9 protein-coding genes are annotated in these 17714 nt (G+C 71.1%); 3 read left to right on the top strand and 6 right to left on the bottom strand.

Translation table 11 applies throughout. The features are described from left to right. Positions 1–49 precede the first annotated feature (49 nt). From glgB to ACGFU6_RS16545, 4 genes are all read right to left on the bottom strand, one after another. Positions 50–2497: a 1,4-alpha-glucan branching enzyme gene (gene glgB, locus ACGFU6_RS16560; protein ID WP_393611437.1), complete on the bottom strand. Its 2448-nt coding sequence runs from the start codon at positions 2495–2497 to the stop codon at positions 50–52. A gap of 93 nt (positions 2498–2590) precedes the next feature. Continuing rightward, the gene (locus ACGFU6_RS16555) at positions 2591–3994 is read right to left on the bottom strand and encodes a maltokinase (RefSeq protein ID WP_393611435.1); all 1404 of its coding nucleotides are present in this window, start codon (positions 3992–3994) and stop codon (positions 2591–2593) included. 238 nt (positions 3995–4232) lie between these two features. Beyond that, positions 4233–5939, bottom strand: a complete 1707-nt coding sequence (treS, locus tag ACGFU6_RS16550; RefSeq protein WP_393611433.1) for a maltose alpha-D-glucosyltransferase — start codon at positions 5937–5939, stop codon at positions 4233–4235. Continuing rightward, positions 5936–7975, bottom strand: a complete 2040-nt coding sequence (locus ACGFU6_RS16545; protein ID WP_393611431.1) for an alpha-1,4-glucan--maltose-1-phosphate maltosyltransferase — start codon at positions 7973–7975, stop codon at positions 5936–5938. Before ACGFU6_RS16545 ends, treS begins: the two co-directional genes overlap by 4 nt. 763 nt (positions 7976–8738) lie before the next feature. Here ACGFU6_RS16545 and glgP point away from each other — a divergent pair. Beyond that, on the top strand, positions 8739–11342 hold the full coding sequence (gene glgP, locus ACGFU6_RS16540; RefSeq protein WP_393611429.1) for an alpha-glucan family phosphorylase: 2604 nt from the start codon (positions 8739–8741) through the stop codon (positions 11340–11342). A 215-nt stretch (positions 11343–11557) separates the two neighbouring features. After that, the gene (locus ACGFU6_RS16535; protein WP_393611428.1) at positions 11558–12775 is read left to right on the top strand and encodes an alginate lyase family protein; all 1218 of its coding nucleotides are present in this window, start codon (positions 11558–11560) and stop codon (positions 12773–12775) included. A gap of 89 nt (positions 12776–12864) precedes the next feature. Here ACGFU6_RS16535 and ACGFU6_RS16530 read toward each other — a convergent pair whose 3' ends face one another. Both ACGFU6_RS16530 and ACGFU6_RS16525 read right to left on the bottom strand, forming a co-directional pair. After that, on the bottom strand, positions 12865–14910 hold the full coding sequence (locus ACGFU6_RS16530) for a M4 family metallopeptidase (RefSeq protein WP_393611426.1): 2046 nt from the start codon (positions 14908–14910) through the stop codon (positions 12865–12867). A 163-nt stretch (positions 14911–15073) separates the two neighbouring features. Then, complete coding sequence (locus ACGFU6_RS16525) at positions 15074–15982, bottom strand: TetR/AcrR family transcriptional regulator C-terminal domain-containing protein (RefSeq protein WP_393611424.1); 909 nt, start codon at positions 15980–15982, stop codon at positions 15074–15076. Positions 15983–16121: 139 nt separating this feature from the next. On the opposite strand from ACGFU6_RS16525, the gene ACGFU6_RS16520 reads away from it, so the two are divergent. Further along, positions 16122–17705, top strand: coding sequence for an MFS transporter (locus tag ACGFU6_RS16520; RefSeq protein ID WP_393611422.1), 1584 nt, complete (start codon positions 16122–16124; stop codon positions 17703–17705). Positions 17706–17714 lie beyond the last annotated feature (9 nt).

The raw sequence follows: 17714 nt of genomic DNA, 5'->3' as shown, positions 1-17714 counted from the left end.
CGCCGGCGGCGGCCCCGGGAAAGTGCCCGGGGCCGCCGCCGGCTCCGTGTCAGGCGGGCCGCAGCCACACCGTCGCGAGCGGCGGGAGCGTCAGCGTCACACTCGTCTGCCTGCCGTGCGCCGCCACCGCCTCCGGCTTCAGCGGCTCCTCGTTGCACACGTCGCCGCCCCCGTACCGCGCCGCGTCCGTGTTCAGGACCTCCGCCCACGCCGCCGGACCGTCCGGCACCCCGATGCGGTAGTCGTGCCGCACCACCGGGGAGAAGTGGGAGAGGGCGATCAGCGGCGACCCGTCGGCGTCGTACCGGACGAACGCGAAGACGTTGTCCTCCGCGGCGTCCCCCGCCACCCAGGCGAACCCCTCCGGGACCGTGTCGCGCTGCCAGAGCGAGGGCACCGACCCGTACACCGCGTTCAGATCGCTGACCAGGGTCCGTACGCCCCGGTGGTCGCTCTCCGCCGCGTACGAGGGATCGAGCAGCCACCAGTCCGGGCCGTGGCCCTCCGACCACTCCGCGCCCTGGGCGAACTCCTGCCCCATGAAAAGGAGTTTCTTGCCGGGGTGGGCCCACATGAAGCCGAGGTAGGCGCGGTGGGTGGCGCGCTGCTGCCACCAGTCGCCGGGCATCTTGCTGACCAGTGACCGCTTGCCGTGCACCACCTCGTCGTGCGAGATCGGCAGCACGTAGTTCTCGCTGTACGCGTACACCATCGAGAACGTCATCTCGTTGTGGTGGTACTTGCGGTGCACCGGCTCCTTCGACACGTACTCCAGCGAGTCGTGCATCCAGCCCATGTTCCACTTCAGCCCGAAGCCGAGGCCGCCGAAGCCGCCGGGGCCCACGTGGTGGGTGGCGCGGGTGACGCCGTCCCAGGCGGTGGACTCCTCGGCGATGGTGACGACGCCGGGGCTGCGCCGGTAGACCGTCGCGTTCATCTCCTGGAGGAAGGCCACCGCGTCCAGGTTCTCCCGGCCGCCGTGCTCGTTCGGGGACCACTCGCCGTCCTCGCGCGAGTAGTCGAGGTAGAGCATCGAGGCGACGGCGTCCACCCGGAGGCCGTCGATGTGGAACTCCTCGCACCAGTAAGTGGCGTTCGCCACCAGGAAGTTGCGCACCTCGGTGCGGCCGAAGTCGAATTCGAGCGTGCCCCAGTCCGGATGCGCGGCGCGCTGCGGGTCCGAGGGCTCGTACAGCGGCCGGCCGTCGAACTCCGCGAGTGCCCACGCGTCGCGCGGGAAGTGCGCGGGCACCCAGTCCACGATGACGCCGATCCCGGCCCGGTGCAGCGCGTCGACCAGGAAGCGGAAGTCGTCCGGCGTACCCATCCGGGAGGTCGGGGCGTAGAAGCCGGTCACCTGATAGCCCCAGGAACCGCCGAAGGGGTGCTCGGAGACCGGCATCAGCTCCACATGCGTGAACCCCAGATCGCCTACGTACGCGGGGAGTTGGTCGGCGAGCTGGCGGTAGGTGAGGCCGGGGCGCCAGGACGGCAGGTGCACCTCGTAGACGGACAGCGGCGCCTCGTGCACCGGGACGTCCCCGCGACGCGCCATCCACTCCTGGTCCTGCCAGACATGGTGCGCGGCCGTCACGACCGAGGCGTTGGACGGCGGGACCTCGGCCCGGCGGGCCATCGGGTCGGCGCGCAGCGTGTGCGTGCCGTCCGGGCGGCAGATGTCGAACTTGTAGAGCGCGCCCTCCGCGATCGCGGGCAGGAACAGCTCCCACACCCCGGTCGAGCCGAGCGAGCGCATCGGGAAGCCGGTGCCGTCCCAGTAGTTGAAGTCACCGGCGACGCGGACCCCGCGCGCGTTGGGCGCCCAGACGGTGAACCGGGTACCGGTGAAGCCCTGGTGCGTCATCGGCTGCGCGCCCAGCGCGGTCCACAGCTCCTCGTGCCGGCCCTCGCCGATCAGATGCAGATCGAGATCACCGAGCGCGGGCAGGAAGCGGTACGGGTCCTGGATCTCGATCTCGTTGTCCTCGTAGGCGACCAGGAGCTGGTACTCGGGGACCGCCGGCATCGGCAGGAGGCCGGAGAAGAAGCCGTCGCCGTCGTCTTGCAGCTGGGCCCTGAGCCCCTTCGCCAGCACGGTGACCGACCGGGCGAAGGGCCGCAGCACCCGGAACGTCACCCCGCCGCGGATCTGGTGCGCGCCGAGCAGGTCGTGCGGGGCGTGGTGCTCACCCGCCAGGAGACGGGCCCGTTCGCCGTCGTCCAGGGCGCGGACCGGGCGGACCCCCTGGCCCCCACCGGCCCGCCTCGGCCGGGGCGGGGCCGCCGCCCGCTTCGCCCGCTTGGCGGGAGCGGGAGTGGAAGCGGAGGCCGGGGATGGTGTGGGCGCGACGGGCGGGGCCGCGTCCGGCGTCGGCATCGGTGTGGTGACCGGCTCCGGGGGCGGGGCGCTCGCCTCCAGCGGTGCGAGGGTGGCCTCGGGGGTGGTCGGCGCGGGAGCGGTGTCGGGTGCTTTGCGGGACGGCTTGCGGGCGGTCACAGGGACAGCCTCCTCGGGGGAGTGGGCGGGGCGGGGCGGGAGAGGTGGGGCCGCCGGGGGCCGGGTGCGGGCCGGTCCGCGCGGCGGCGGGTGTCAGCCGCTGGCGGCGGCGAGGCGGTGGATCGCGGCCATCGGGACCGGCAGCCAGTCGGGCCGGTGCCGGGCCTCGTACAGCACCTCGTACACCGCCTTGTCGGTCTCGTGGGCCCGCAGCAGCTCCGGTTCGGCGCGGGGGTCGATGCCCGAGGCCTGCGCGTAGCCGTCGCAGTAGGCGGACCGGCAGCGCGCCGCCCAGTCGGCGTCCCAGGGCCGGTGCGAGCGGGCCGCGTAGTCGAAGGAGCGGAGCATCCCGGCGATGTCGCGCACCGGTGGCTGCGGGCTGCGGCGCTCCGGGAGCGGGCGGGCCGGTTCGCCCTCGAAGTCGATCAGCGACCAGAAGCCGTCGGTCCCGCGCAGGGTCTGGCCGAGGTGGAGATCGCCGTGCACCCGTTGGGCGGCCCAGCTGTGTCCGCGGTGGCCCAGTGCCGTCACGGCGTCGAAGGCCGTGCGCAGCCCGGGGACGTACGGCGCCAGCTCCGGCACCGCGTGGGCGGCCGCCTCCAGCCGCCGCACCATGCCTGCCGCCTGCTCCTCGCTCTCGCCGCGGTGCGGCGCGGGAGTGGGCAGCGCCGCGGCGAGCGCGGTGTGCACCTCGGCGGTGGCCCGCCCCAGCGCGTGGGCCTCGGGGCCGAAGTCCTCGCCGGCCGCGAGGGCGCTCAGGGCGAGCTGCCAGCCGTCCTGCGCACCGTTCAGGAACGGCTGGAGCACCCCGAGGGTGAGGGGTTCGGGCACGGCCGACTCGAACCAGGCGACGGGGGCCGGCACGCGCCCGCACCCCTCGCGGGAGAGCGCGAGGGGAAGCTCCAGATCGGGGTTGGTGCCCGGGAAGACCCGGCGGAAGATCTTGAGGATGTAGGCGTTGCCGTAGACGAGCGAGGAGTTGGACTGCTCGGTGTCCAGCACCCGGGGCGCGAGGCCCGCCGGGACCGGGGCCGTGCCCCGGCCGAACCGGAGCGCGCCGAGCGCGCCGGGGGTGCGCAGCCGTTCGAGGAGCAGGGCGGCCAGGCGTGGGTCGTGCAGCCCGTCGTAGACGGTCAGACCGGCCAGCGGACCGTCCGCCACATGGCCGATGAGGGCCGGCGCCAGACGGGTCGGCAGGGTGGGCCGCACGCCGAGCAGCAACTGGTAGCTGTCGATGGGCGGCTGGGCGGGCATGGTGGGCTGATGGACCCGGACCAGCAGGTGCAGCAGGCCTGGGCCGGCGTCGGCGACGGTGGAGCCGGGCTTCTCGACCGGCAGTATCTCGGTCGCCGAGACGAGCGAGAAGGCCGTGATCGGCCGTCCCTTGCCCGCGAACCAGCGCTGCCGGGGCAGCCATTCGTGGAGCAGCGGTCCGAGAGACGGGAGCAGGGCTGTGCTGTTCGCCAGGGTGACCTGAGCGGATGCAGCCTCCGACATGGCATCGCGTCCTTTCCCCGGGCACACCACAGGATGCGAAGAGTGTCCCGGATTGCGGCTTTGGCTGTCCGGCTGTGCGGGACGTGTCGGGTCAGGATGGTCCGTACGGACTCGACTCGGAGGGAACGAAACGCCAGGAGGACCAGGAAGGGCCCTGAAGCGCTCGATATGGGTGGAGAGTGCCCCGTGCGGAGCGGCGGAAACCGCCCCGCACCAGAGCCTGCGCGCACCCCGCCGGTCAGCTCGGCGGCGCGTCCTTGCGGAGGCGGAACCAGTAGAAGCCGTGTCCGGCGAGAGTCAGCAGGTAGGGCCACTGGCCGACGGCGGGGAAGCGCACCCCGCCGATCAGCTCCACCGGATGGCGCCCGTTGAAGGACCGCAGATCGAGTTCCGTCGGCTGCGCGAACCGCGAGAAGTTGTGCACGCACAGCACGAGGTCGTCCCCGTGCTCACGGGTGAAGGCGAGCACCGCGGGGTTGGACGAGGGCAGTTCGGTGTACGAGCCGAGGCCGAACGCCGGGTTCTGCTTGCGGATCTCGATCATCCGGCGCGTCCAGTGCAGCAGCGAGGACGGCGAGGCCATCGCCGCCTCGACGTTGGTGACCTGGTAGCCGTAGACCGGGTCCATGATCGTGGGCAGGAAGAGCCGGCCCGGATCGCTGGAGGAGAATCCCGCGTTGCGGTCGGGCGTCCACTGCATCGGGGTGCGCACCGCGTCCCGGTCGCCCAGCCAGATGTTGTCGCCCATCCCGATCTCGTCCCCGTAGTAGAGGATCGGGGAGCCGGGCAGCGACATCAGCAGGGCGGTGAACAGCTCGATCTGGTTGCGGTCGTTGTCCAGCAGGGGTGCCAGGCGCCGCCTGATCCCGATGTTGGCCCGCATCCGGGGATCCTTGGCGTACTCCGCGTACATGTAGTCGCGCTCTTCGTCCGTGACCATTTCGAGCGTCAGCTCGTCGTGGTTGCGCAGGAAGATGCCCCATTGGCAGCCGGACGGGATCGCCGGGGTCTTCGCCAGGATTTCCGAGACCGGGTAGCGGCTCTCGCGGCGCACCGCCATGAAGATCCGCGGCATCACGGGGAAGTGGAACGCCATGTGGCACTCGTCGCCGCCCGCCCGGTAGTCGCCGAAGTAGTCGACGACGTCCTCCGGCCACTGGTTGGCCTCCGCGAGCAGCACGGTGTCCGGGTAGTTGGCGTCGATCTCCTTGCGGACCCGCTTCAGGAAGCCGTGGGTCTCGGGGAGGTTCTCGCAGTTGGTGCCCTCACGCTGGTAGAGGTAGGGCACGGCGTCGACCCGGAAGCCGTCGATGCCCAGGTCCAGCCAGAAGCGCAGGGCGGAGATGATCTCCTCCTGCACCGCCGGGTTCTCGTAGTTGAGGTCGGGCTGGTGCGAGAAGAACCGGTGCCAGTAGTACTGCTTGCGCACCGGGTCGAAGGTCCAGTTGGACGTCTCGGTGTCGACGAAGATGATCCGGGCGTCCTGGAACTGCTTGTCGTCGTCGGCCCAGACGTAGTAGTCGCCGTACGGACCGTCGGGGTCGGAACGGGACTGCTGGAACCAGTCGTGCTGGTCGCTGGTGTGATTCATGACGAAGTCGATGATCACGCGCATGCCACGCTGGTGCGCGGCGTCGACGAACTCCACGAAGTCGGCGAGGTCGCCGAACTCCGGGAGCACGGCGGTGTAGTCGGAGACGTCGTAACCACCGTCGCGCAGGGGCGACTTGAAGAACGGCGGCAGCCAGAGGCAGTCGACGCCCAGCCACTGGAGGTAGTCCAGTTTGGACGTGATGCCCTTCAGGTCTCCGATGCCGTCGCCGTTGGAGTCCTGGAAGGAACGGACGAGTACCTCGTAGAAGACGGCTCGCTTGAACCAGTCGGGATCGCGGTCCTTGGCCGGGGTGTCCTCGAACGTGTCGTGGACGGGCTCATTGACGATCATGGTGTGGGTGACCCTCCGGTCGGCGGGGACGGTCGCAGGACGGCGATGTGCGCGGGCGTGACGCCCGGCTCTAGGCGCACATAGAAGGTCCTGCCCCAGTGATAGGAAGTGCCGGTGAGCTCGTCGCGCACCGGCACGCTCTCGTGCCGGTCGAGGCCGAGTTGCGGCATGTCCAACGAGACGGTCGCCTCCTGGGTGTGGTGCGGGTCGAGGTTGACGACCATCAGAACGATGTTCGAACCGGAGCGCTTGCTGTACACGATCAGGGCGTCGTTGTCGGACGAGTGGAAGTGCACGTCACGCAGTTGCTGCAGCGCCGGGTGGCGGCGCCTGATCCGGTTGAGCGTGGTGATGAGCGGGGCCAGCGACCGGCCCTCGCGCTCGGCGGCTTCCCAGTCCCTGGGCCGGATCTCGTACTTCTCCGAGTCGAGGTACTCCTCACTGCCGCCGCGGACCGGGGCGTTCTCACAGAGCTCGTACCCCGCGTACACCCCCCAGGACGGGGAGAGCGTCGCCGCGAGCACCGCCCGTGCCTCGAAGGCGGGCCTGCCGCCCTCCTGGAGATATCCGGGGAGGATGTCGGGGGTGTTCACGAAGAAATTGGGCCTCATGCAGGAGGCCGAATCGCCGGACAGTTCCGTCACGTACTCGGTGATTTCCTGCCGGCTGTTGCGCCAGGTGAAGTAGGTGTACGACTGCTGGAATCCGATGGTGGCAAGCGCGTGCATCATCGCGGGACGGGTGAATGCCTCGGCCAGGAAGATCACATCGGGATCGGTGCGGTTGATGTCGGCGATCACCTTCTCCCAGAAGATCACCGGCTTGGTGTGCGGATTGTCGACGCGGAAGATCCGCACGCCGTGATCCATCCAGAAGCGCAGGATACGGACGGTCTCCGCGACAATTCCGCGCAGATCCTTGTCGAAAGCGATCGGATAGATGTCCTGATATTTCTTCGGCGGATTCTCCGCGTAGGCGATGGAGCCGTCCGCGCGGTGCTGGAACCACTCGGGGTGCTCGGTGACCCACGGGTGGTCGGGGGAGCACTGGAGGGCGAAATCCAGCGCGATCTCCATGCGCAGGTTGCGGGCGGTGCCGACGAAGTGGTCGAAGTCGTCGAGGGTGCCGAGGTCGGGGTGGACCGCGTCGTGGCCGCCCTCGGCCGAGCCGATCGCCCAGGGCACCCCGACATCGTGCGGGGCGGGGGACAGGGAGTTGTTCGGGCCCTTGCGGTGGGTGGTCCCGATGGGGTGGATCGGTGGCAGGTACACCACGTCGAAGCCCATCGCCGCGACCGCCGGCAGCCGCTCGGCCGCGGTCCGGAAGGTGCCGCTGATGATCCGGGGCGGCTTCGGGGCCGGGGCCGGCCTGCCCGTACGGCTCTTGCGCGGCGCCTTCGCCGGCTCGGCCCTGGCGCCCTCGGACCGGGGGAACAGCTCGTACCAGGAGCCGAACAGGGCACGCCTGCGCTCGACGACGAGCGGCAGCGGGCGCGAGGCGGTGACCAGCTCACGCAGCGGATGACGGTCCAGCGCGGCCGCCGCCTCGGGGGCGAGGGCCGCGGCCAGCCGGGCGGCGGCCGGACGGGAGGCGTCGCGCAGGGCGTCGACCGCGGCCAGCACCGCCTCGCGGCCGTCCCGCTTGGGCACGCCCTCGGCGGCCCGCTCGTACAGCTCGGCGCCCTCCGCCAGGACGAGCGCCGTGTCGATCCCCGCCGGGATCTTGATCCGGGCGGTGTGCCGCCAGGTGGCCACCGGATCGCTCCAGGCCTCGACGGTGTACGTCCAGCGGCCCTCGGCGTCGGGCGTCACGTCGGCGCCCCAGCGGTCGGTGCCCGGGGCGAGTTCGCGCATCGGCGTCCAGGGGCCCGGCCGCCCGTTCGGGTCCAGCAGGACCACATTGGCCGAGACCGCGTCATGACCCTCGCGGAAGACGGTCGCCGAGACCTCGAAGGTCTCGCCGGAGACCGCCTTGGCAGGCCTTCTTCCGCAGTCGACGAGCGGGCGGACGTCGAGGACGGGAATGCGACCGATCATGAAATCACCTGGGGACTGGAGCTCGGACTCGGCAGGGCGCGTTGCGGCCGCGGAGGGCTGAACGCGCGCGCCGCGATGGTGGGGTTCCGTCCTTTCTAGCTGCTCCGTTGACGACTGGTGGGGTGTGGGCATGGCCGCTCCTGTCCGCGTTCACTCGAATGGCACTCGAATGCGTGGGTCGCGGGTGTGGTGCACGGGCGTGGACCGAATGCACGGGCCGTACCGATTGCATACGAACCGTGGGCGGATTGCCGCCGAACGGCGGATGAACCGGCTGCGGGGTCCGAGCCGGATCGCCTTGAACTGTCATCCGAACGCATTCGTTCCGGGTACCGGAGAAGCCTTCCCACGGATGCCGGTGGGCCAATCCGGTGGTTTGTTAACTACTCGGGCGTATCTGTAACGGTCCGAATGCGCCGGGCTCCGCCGCGCATGCGCGGGATTGCGGAAAGCCGGCGCACGCGGGGACGGCGGGCGCCACTGGGAAGCCTTCCCTGTGGGGCGAAGGCCCACAAGGCCGCATGAGGTGAGGGAATCGGCCATAACCCCTGTGACGGAAGTGCCTGGATCTATGTCCCGTGGCTGGCGGTGCACGCGCGCTCGGAGCGGAAGGGGCGGTCGGAGCGAGCGGGGTCGCACGCCGCCGGACGGCCGTGCGCCGTGGTTGCCGAGCGCCGCGCACGGCTAACGTCGAGGGTGACGGAGCGGCGCACAGCGTGGTGCGTCCCCTCGGATCCGGACGTCCCCTGTAAAGGTGGAATACGTGCAGGCCATTCGTCGATTCACCGTGCGTCCCGTCCTCCCCGACCCCCTTCGACCGCTCAGCGACCTCGCCCGCAATCTGCGCTGGTCCTGGCACACCGAGACCCGTGAGCTCTTCCAGGCCGTCGATCCGGTGGCCGGCCGGACCGCGGACGGCGACCCCGTGCGCCTGCTCGGTGCCGTCTCCGCCGGCCGGCTCGCCGAACTGGCCCGGGACGAGGAGTTCCTCGGACGGCTGGCCGAGGTGTCCGCCGGTCTCCAGGACTACCTCCAGGGCCCCAGGTGGTACCAGGAACAGGTGGCGCAGGGCGTCGCGCTGCCCGCCGCCATCGCCTACTTCTCACCCGAGTTCGGGGTCACCGCGGCCCTGCCCCAGTACTCCGGCGGGCTCGGCATCCTCGCCGGCGACCACCTCAAGGCCGCCAGCGACCTGGGCGTCCCCCTGGTCGGCGTCGGCCTGCTCTACCGCCACGGCTACTTCCGCCAGAGCCTCTCCAGGGACGGCTGGCAGCAGGAGCACTACCCCGTCCTCGACCCCAACGAGCTGCCGCTCACCCTGCTGCGCGAGGCCGACGGGGCACCGAGCGAGGTGGTCCTGGCACTGCCCGGCGGCCGCTCGCTGCGCGCCCACATCTGGCAGGCCCAGGTCGGCCGGGTGCCGCTCCTCATGCTCGACTCCGACGTGGAGGGCAACGCCCCCGGCGAGCGCGAGGTCACCGACCGGCTGTACGGCGGCGGCAGCGAGCACCGGCTGCTCCAGGAAATACTGCTGGGCATCGGCGGCGTGCGCGCCGTACGCAGCTACTGCCGGCTCACCGGCCACCCGGCGCCCGAGGTGTTCCACACCAACGAGGGCCACGCCGGCTTCCTGGGCCTGGAACGCATCCGGGAGCTCTCCGGCGAGGGCCTGGACTTCGCCTCCGCGGTGGAGTCCGTACGGGCGGGCACCGTCTTCACCACCCACACCCCGGTGCCGGCCGGGATCGACCGCTTCGACCGCGAACTCGTCGCCCGGCACTTCGGCGACGACGGAGAACTGCCCGGCGTCCCCGCCGAACGCGTCCTGGACCTGGGCGCCGAGACGTACGGGGGCGGCGACCCCGGCGTCTTCAACATGGCCGTGATGGGCCTGCGGCTCGCCCAGCGCGCCAACGGGGTCTCCACCCTGCACGGGGCCGTCAGCCGGGAGATGTTCGCCGGGCTCTGGCCGGGCTTCGACGCCCCCGAGGTGCCGATCACCTCCGTGACCAACGGGGTCCACGCACCCACCTGGGTCGCCCCCGAGATCTACCGGCTGCGCACCGACTCCGGCGCCGCCCCCGGCCGGTGGGACTCCGCCGCAGGCATCCCCGACCGGCAGCTCTGGGATGTGCGCCGGACACTGCGCGAGCAGCTGGTGACCGAGGTGCGGGAGCGGCTGCGCGCCTCCTGGCGCACTCGGGGCGCGGAGGCCGCCGAACTCGGCTGGATCGACGGCGTGCTGGACCCCGACGTGCTGACCATCGGCTTCGCCCGCCGGGTGCCCTCGTACAAGCGGCTGACGCTGATGCTGCGCGACCGCGACCGGCTGCGCGGGCTGCTCCTCCATCCGGAGCGGCCGATCCAGATCGTCGTCGCGGGAAAGGCGCATCCGGCCGACGACAGCGGGAAGCGGCTGGTCCAGGAGCTGGTCCGGTTCGCGGACGACCCCCGGGTGCGCCACCGCATCGTCTTCCTGCCCGACTACGGGATGGGGATGGCCCAGAAGCTCTACCCGGGCTGCGATGTCTGGCTGAACAACCCGCTGCGCCCGCTGGAGGCTTGCGGTACGAGCGGGATGAAGGCGGCGCTCAACGGCTGCCTCAACCTGTCGGTCCTGGACGGCTGGTGGGACGAGTGGTTCGAGCCCGACTTCGGCTGGGCGATCCCGACGGCCGACGGCTCCGCCATGGACGAGGACCGGCGTGACGACCTGGAGGCCAACGCGCTCTACGAGCTGATCGAGGACCGGGTCGCCCCGCGCTTCTACGACCACGGCGGCGAGGGCCTCCCGGACCGCTGGATCGAGATGGTCCGCCGCACCCTGGGCACCCTGGGCCCCAAGGTCCTCGCGGGGCGCATGGTCCGTGAGTACGTGGAGCGGCTGTACGCCCCCGCCGCGCTCGCCCAGCGCGCCCTCGACGCCACCACCGCCCGGGAGCTGGCCGACTGGAAGGCCCGGGTCCGGGCGGCCTGGCCCCGGGTGGCGGTCGACCATGTCGAGGCGGTGACGCCCACCGGGGCGGGCGGCTCGGCGGAGCTCGGTTCGACGCTGGCGCTGCGGGTCCGGATCACGCTGGGGGCGCTGGAGCCGGACGATGTGGAGGTGCAGGCGGTGGCCGGCCGGGTGGACGCGGCCGACGCCATCACGGACGCGCAGATCTTCCCGCTGAAGCCGGCCGGAGGCCAGGACCTGGAGGGGCGCTGGCTGTACGACGGCCCGCTCGCCCTCGACCGCACGGGCCCCTACGGCTACACGGTCCGGGTGCTGCCCGCGCACCGGCTGCTGGCCGACGGGGCAGAACTCGGTCTGGTCGCGCAGCCGACGGGGGCCACGGGTGAAGGCGCGGGTCTGCTGATGCGCTGACGTCGCGTTCTCCCGCCCCATGCGACGGGCCCGGTGCCGCTCCACGGTGCCGGGCCCTTCGTCTTCTGAACACAAGTGCTTGACGTGCTCATGCGATGCCTTTAAGTTCCTCACTCATCGCAGGGTTCACAACTCGGCTCAGAGTTCATGTGTATGAACTCCATTGGTTCCGGGCCGAGTTGCCGGACCTCCCCCGCACCGGAAGGCACCCCCACATGCGCACCGGAACCATCGGGCGCGGCCTCGGCCTCGCCACCGCTCTCGCGGCACTGCTCACCGGCTTCTCCGTGGCCCCCGCCTCGGCCGGCCGGGCCGCCCCCGACCCGGCCCCGGCGGCGGTCGCGGCCCCCGCCGCCTTCACCCACCCCGGCGTACTCGTCAGCCGCCCGCAGCTGGACTTCGTACGCGAGAAGGTGCGGGCGGGCGCGCAGCCCTGGAAGGGCGCGTACGACCAGATGATGGCGAGCAAGTACGCCTCGCTCACCCGGACGGCCAAGCCCAGGGCCGTCGTGGAGTGCGGCTCGTACTCCAACCCCAACTACGGCTGCACCGACGAGCGCGAGGACGCGATAGCCGCGTACACGCTCTCGCTGGCCTGGTACATCACCCAGGACAGCCGCTACGCCACCAAGGCCGTCGAGCTGATGGACGCCTGGTCGGCCGTGATCAAGGACCACACCAACAGCAACGCCCCGCTGCAGACCGGCTGGGCCGGCTCCTCCTGGCCGCGCGCCGCCGAGATCATCAAGTACACGTACAGCAGCTGGCCGAACGCGGGCCGGTTCGCCACCATGCTGCGCGACGTCTACCTGCCCAAGGTCATCAACGGCTCGAACAGCAACGGGAACTGGGAACTGAGCATGACCGAGGCCGCCATCGGCATCTCGGTCTTCCTGGAGGACCGCACCTCGTACGACAAGGCGGTGGCCAAGTTCCGCGGGCGGGTTCCCGCGTACATCTATCTGACCTCGGACGGTGCGCTGCCCAAGACCGCGCCCGGCAGTGGTCTCGACACCCGCGACAAGATCGTCAACTACTGGCAGGGCCAGTCGGCCTTCATGGACGGGCTCTCCCAGGAGACCTGCCGCGACCTCACCCACACCGGCTACGGCCTCTCGGCCATCTCGCACATCGCCGAGACCAGCCGCATCCAGGGGCAGGACCTCTACCCGGAGATCGCGGACCGGCTGCGCCACGCGCTGGGGCTGCACGCCAAGTACCAGCTGGGGGCGGCCGTTCCCCCGTCGCTGTGCGGCGGATCGCTCAAGGACAACCTCGGACCGGTCACCGAGGTCGGGTTCAACGCGCTGCACAACCGGATGGGCATCGCGATGACCAACACCCAGACGCTCACCGAACAGCGCAGGCCCGCCGGGACCGACAACCTGTTCGTCGCCTGGGAGACGCTGACCCACGCGAACAACCCCGGCTGAGCACGGAGCCGCCCGGGAGGAGTGGGTACTCCTCCCGGGCGGGATGCCGGTGTGTCAGCCGCGGGGTGTCAGCCGCGGTGCGGCCGGTTTCAGAAGGTCAGCTTGAAGCTGTTGATCTTCCCCGTGTCACCCGAGTAGACGTCCTGGACCTTCAGCTTCCAGGTCCCGTTCGCCGCCTCCGAGGAGGCGTTGACCGTGTACGTCGTCTTGACGTTGTCCGCCGAGTCGGACGAGGAGGAGTTCTTCAGCCGGTAGGCGGTGCCGTCCGGGGCGACGAGGTCGATGACCAGGTCACCGCGGTAGGTGTGGGTGATGTCCACGCCGACCTTGAGGGTGCTGGGGGCGTTGCCGGTGCGGCCGGTGACGTTGACCGCGCTGGTGACGGCCGAGCCGTGGTCCGGGATGGCCGTGGCGGTGGTGTTCTCGAAGACCGTGCCGCCGGGGTCGGTGCCGCCGCCGGGACGCGAGCCGACGTTGATGCCGGCCCAGGCGTCGGCCACGGACTTGTACTCGGCGCTGGTCGTGCCGTACAGCTCACCGGCCGCGGCGAGCGTGCCCGTACGGGCGGCCGCGTAGTTCGTGTTGGAGCTGAACTTGGTGGTGAGCGCCTTGAACCAGATCAGCGCGGCCTTGTCGCGGCCGATGCCGGTCACCGGCAGACCGTCGGAGGTCGGGGAGTTGTACGAGACGCCGTTGATCGTCTTGGCGCCGCTGCCTTCGGAGAGAAGGTAGAAGAAGTGGTTGGCCGGGCCCGACGAGTAGTGGACGTCGACGTTCCCGATGCCGGAGTACCAGGCGTCCTTGGAGGCGCCGTCCCTGCTCGGCTTGTCCTGGTAGCGCAGCGGGGTGCCGTCGCCGTTGATGTCGATCTTCTCGCCGATGAGGTAGTCGCCCGGGTCGGCGCTGGTGTTGGAGTAGAACTCCACGGCGGTGGCGAAGATGTCGCTGGTCGCCTCGTTGAGGCCGCCGGACTCACCGCTGTAGACCAGACCCGCGGTGTTGGAGGTGACGCCGTGCGTCATCTCGTGCGCCGCGACGTCGAGCGCGGTCAGCGGGGAGGCGTTGCCGCTGCCGTCGCCGTACGTCATGCAGAAGCAGCTGTCGTCCCAGAAGGCGTTGACGTAGTTGTTGCCGTAGTGGACGCGCGAGTACGCGCCGACGCCATCGCCCCGGATGCCCGTCCGGCCGTGGACGTTCTTGTAGTAGTCCCACGTCTCGGCCGCGCCGTAGTGCGCGTCGGCGGCGGCGGTCTCGGCGTTCTGGGGGGTGCCGTCACCCCAGATGTCGTCCGAGCCGGAGAAGAGGGTGCCCTTGCCGGAGGTGCCGTGGTTCAGGTTGTACGTCTTGTGGCCGCCGCGACCGGTGTCGGTCAGCGTGTACGAGGGGGCGGTACCGAGGGTGACCTGCCCGCTGTACTCGGTGTTGCCGGTGCCCTTCTCGATGGCCTGCCACTCGTAGATCTTCGCGCCGCTGCTCGCGTCCGTGACGACGTGCAGCGCGTTGGGCGTGCCGTCGTCCTGGAGGCCGCCGACCACGGTCTCGTAGGCGAGCTGCGGTGTGCCGCTCGCCATCCAGACGACCTTGCGGGGCGCCTTCTCGGCCGTGGTCCTGTCCGAGCCGTCGGCCTTGGCCGCGCCCAGCGCCTGCTTCTCGGCCGCGGCCGGGGCGACCTGCGCGGTGGTGCCGACGGCCTTCAGCTGGGCGGTGGTCGCCTTGGACGCCTTGGTGACGTTCTCGGTCGCGCCGGCCTTCGACTCCTGGACGATCAGGTCGCCGCCGAGAACCGGGAGGCCGCTGAAGGTGCGCTCGTAACGGGTGTGCGTGGTGCCGTCGTTGTCCTGGATGACGTCCCGGACGACGAGCTTCTCCTGCGAGCCGAGACCGAGGTCCTTGGCGGTGGCCGCCTTGCTCGCGTTCGCTTCGCGGATCAGCTCCGCGCGCTGGGACGGAGAGAGCTGCTTGGGCAGCGCACCGTGGTCGGCGCCTGCGGATGCCGCGGCGACGGTGGCGGCGGCGCTGTTCGCGCCGGCCGGTGTAGCGGTGGCTGTGCCGGTCTGGACTCCGGCGGCCAGAAGGGCTGCTGCGGCTATCAGAGCGCCGGTCGCGGTGGCACGACGGCTGGGCGTGGATCTCACGCGGACTCCTTCTGCAAGGGGGGTACCGGCGGCTGGGTGAGCCGTCCGGGCAGAGCAGGCAGTGCGCAGAACGGGGTGAACAGTGGCAGTAGAAAGGTGTTCCTGTCAGGACCGCGTCAACAAGATGGCCGGAATTCGTCCGTTGCCGTAATGGTCATGTTCGTTAAGCGGACGTTTCGCCGATCATCACCGCGATGCCGTCCAGGGTCCTGCGGAGCCCGAATTCGAAGAGGACGTCGAGGTCGAGCTCGAAGGCGTCGTGTTCGAAAAGACGGTGGAGAACGGGGAAGTGACCACCTGTCGAGACGGCTTCGAACTGTGGCTCGTTCCGCGTCATCCACTCCTCGTCGGACAGCCCCGTGTCCTGGAGCGCCTGCGCCTCCATGTCGGCCGCCAGCGCCAGCCCCTGCACATAGGCGAAGAGGGTGAGGTGGGTGTGGAGCATGGCGTGCGGAGGCAACCCGGTGCCCCTGAGGGCCCGCAGCACCCACTCCGTGTAACTCATCGCGTGCGGCGATGCGGTGGGCCGGGTGAAGGAGGCCATCGCCTGGACCATCCACGGATGCCGCCCGTACACCGCGCGCAGCCAGCGGGCGGCGAGTTCCAGCCCGGTCCGCCAGTGCCGGGGTACGGGACCGAGCGGGCGTTCACCGAAGGCCGCCTCCGACATCAGCCGCACCAGTTCGGCCTTGCCCGGAACATGGCGGTACAGCGCCATCGTGGACGTGGCCAGAACGGTCGCGACCCGGCGCATCGACACGGCCGGCAGGCCCTCGGCGTCGGCCAGTTCGACGGCGGTGCGCACGATCCGGTCGCGGTTCAGCGCCGGCCCCTCCCCGGCCGCGAGCCGGGGCCCGCGCTCCGCGGCCACGGTGCCGACCCCCGGCACGGCCCGCACCAGCCCCTCCGCGCGCAGCACGGACAGCGCCTTGGTGGCCGTCGCCATCGCGACACCCCACTCCCGGACGACGGCGCGGGTGGAGGGCACCCGCTCACCCGGGGCGAGTTCACCCGAGACGATCCGCCGGCGCAGCTCGGCGGCGATCCTGAGGTAGGGCGGTTCGGTCGGCACGGAGCGGACTGTACTAGTGCACCCAGGACGTCGTACACCGGTTCCGGCCTGCCCGAACCGCTCAAGTCCCTTTCCGGGAAGGGGTCATGCACTACGGCGCTGTTTGTGGTGTACGCGGGCCCACTGCTGTGCTCCCGGCATGACTTCCTCACCGCCGGCCGCCCTCGCGGGCCGCCGTGAATGGACCGCACTCGGCGTGCTGATGCTGCCGCTGCTCTTCGTCTCGATGGACGTCTCCATCCTCTTCTACGCACTGCCCGCCATCGGCGCCGACCTGGAACCGGGCTCCACCCAGCAGCTGTGGATCCTGGACATGTACGGCTTCGTGCTGGCCGGCCTGCTCATCACCATGGGCGCGCTCGGTGACCGGATCGGTCGCCGGAAGGTGCTGATGGCCGGCACGGTCGTCTTCGCCGCCGCTTCCCTCGCCGCCGCCCTCGCACGGTCTCCCGAAGCCCTCATCGCGGCCCGTGCGCTGCTCGGGGTGGGCGGCGCCTGCCTGATGCCGTCCACGCTCGCGCTCGTCCGCAACCTGTTCCACGACCGCGGCCAGCGCTCCCGGGCCGTCGCGCTGTGGACGACCGTGATGGCCACCGGGATCTCACTCGGCCCGGTCGTCGGCGGAATCCTCCTCGAACACTTCCGGTGGGGCGCGGTCTTCCTGATCAACCTGCCCGCGATGGCACTCCTGCTGGTGCTCGCGCCGGTACTGCTCCCGGAGTCCCGCAGCCCGGTGCGGGCGCGCTTCGACGTCCTGAGCGCGGTGCTCTCCCTCGCCGCGCTGCTGCCGGTGATCCACGGCATCAAGGAGCTCGCCAAGCACGGCTACCGGCCGCTGCCCGCCCTCGGAATCGCCGCCGGCCTCGTCCTCGGCCTCCTCTTCGTCCGCCGCCAGGGCCGGCTCGCCGAGCCGATGGTCGACCTGGCACTCCTGCGCCGCCGCGCCTACGGTGGCCCGGTCCTCGTCAACCTGCTGGCGATGGGCGCCACGATCGGCTTCGCCGCCTTCTTCTCGCAGTACGTGCAGTCCGTCCTCGGCAAGAGTCCGTTCGAGGCCGCGATGTGGAGCCTGGTGCCGTCCGCCGGCGTCGTCGTCGCCGCCCCGGCGGCCGGAGCCCTCGCCAAACGCCTGGACCGCGGATACGTCATGGGCGGCGCGTTCCTCGTCTCGGCGGCGGGCTTCCTCTGGCTCACCGGGATCGAGACCGGCTCCCCGCTCCGGGTGACGCTGGCGGGCTCGGCCGTCTACGCGGGCGGCCTGGTCGCCGCGATGACCCTGGCCAACGAACTCGCCCTGGGCGCCGCACCGCCCGAGCGCGCCGGCTCCGCGGCCGCCGTGCTCGAATCGGGCCAGGAACTGGGCGGCGCGCTGGGCATGGCCCTGCTCGGTTCGCTCGGCGCGGTCGTCTACGGGCGCGACATGGCCGACGCCGCACCGGGTGCCCCCGACGCGGCCCGGGAGACCCTGGGCGGCGCGGTGGCCGTCGCCGGGCAGCTTCCGTCTCGTGGCCAGGAGGCCCTGCTCTCCGCCGCGTCCAAGGCCTTCACCCACGGCCTGAACACGGCGGCGGCGGGCGCGGCCGGGGCGATGGTGCTGGCCGCGCTGGTTTCCGTGGTGCTGCTGCGGCGGGCGGGGGAGGAGGCGCAGGCGGATACGGAGGCCTGTGCCGCTACCGGGGAGGTGGCGGAGCACGGTGCGGGTCATCGGCCTGCCTCCGCATGAGGACGGCGG

It is taken from the genome of Streptomyces sp. NPDC048462 (assembly GCF_043200175.1).
In the GTDB taxonomy this organism is placed as follows: domain Bacteria; phylum Actinomycetota; class Actinomycetes; order Streptomycetales; family Streptomycetaceae; genus Streptomyces.
This window is presented reverse-complemented; position numbering and strand designations above follow the sequence as displayed.

Excerpts from the sequence above, each read along its gene's own strand:
- ACGFU6_RS16555 (WP_393611435.1), bottom strand. The coding sequence starts at position 3,994 with ATGTCGGAGGCTGCATCCGCTCAGGTCACCCTGGCGAACAGCACAGCC.
- treS (WP_393611433.1), bottom strand. The coding sequence starts at position 5,939 with ATGATCGTCAATGAGCCCGTCCACGACACGTTCGAGGACACCCCGGCC.
- ACGFU6_RS16545 (WP_393611431.1), bottom strand. The coding sequence starts at position 7,975 with ATGATCGGTCGCATTCCCGTCCTCGACGTCCGCCCGCTCGTCGACTGC.
- ACGFU6_RS16535 (WP_393611428.1), top strand. The coding sequence starts at position 11,558 with ATGCGCACCGGAACCATCGGGCGCGGCCTCGGCCTCGCCACCGCTCTC.
- ACGFU6_RS16520 (WP_393611422.1), top strand. The coding sequence starts at position 16,122 with ATGACTTCCTCACCGCCGGCCGCCCTCGCGGGCCGCCGTGAATGGACC.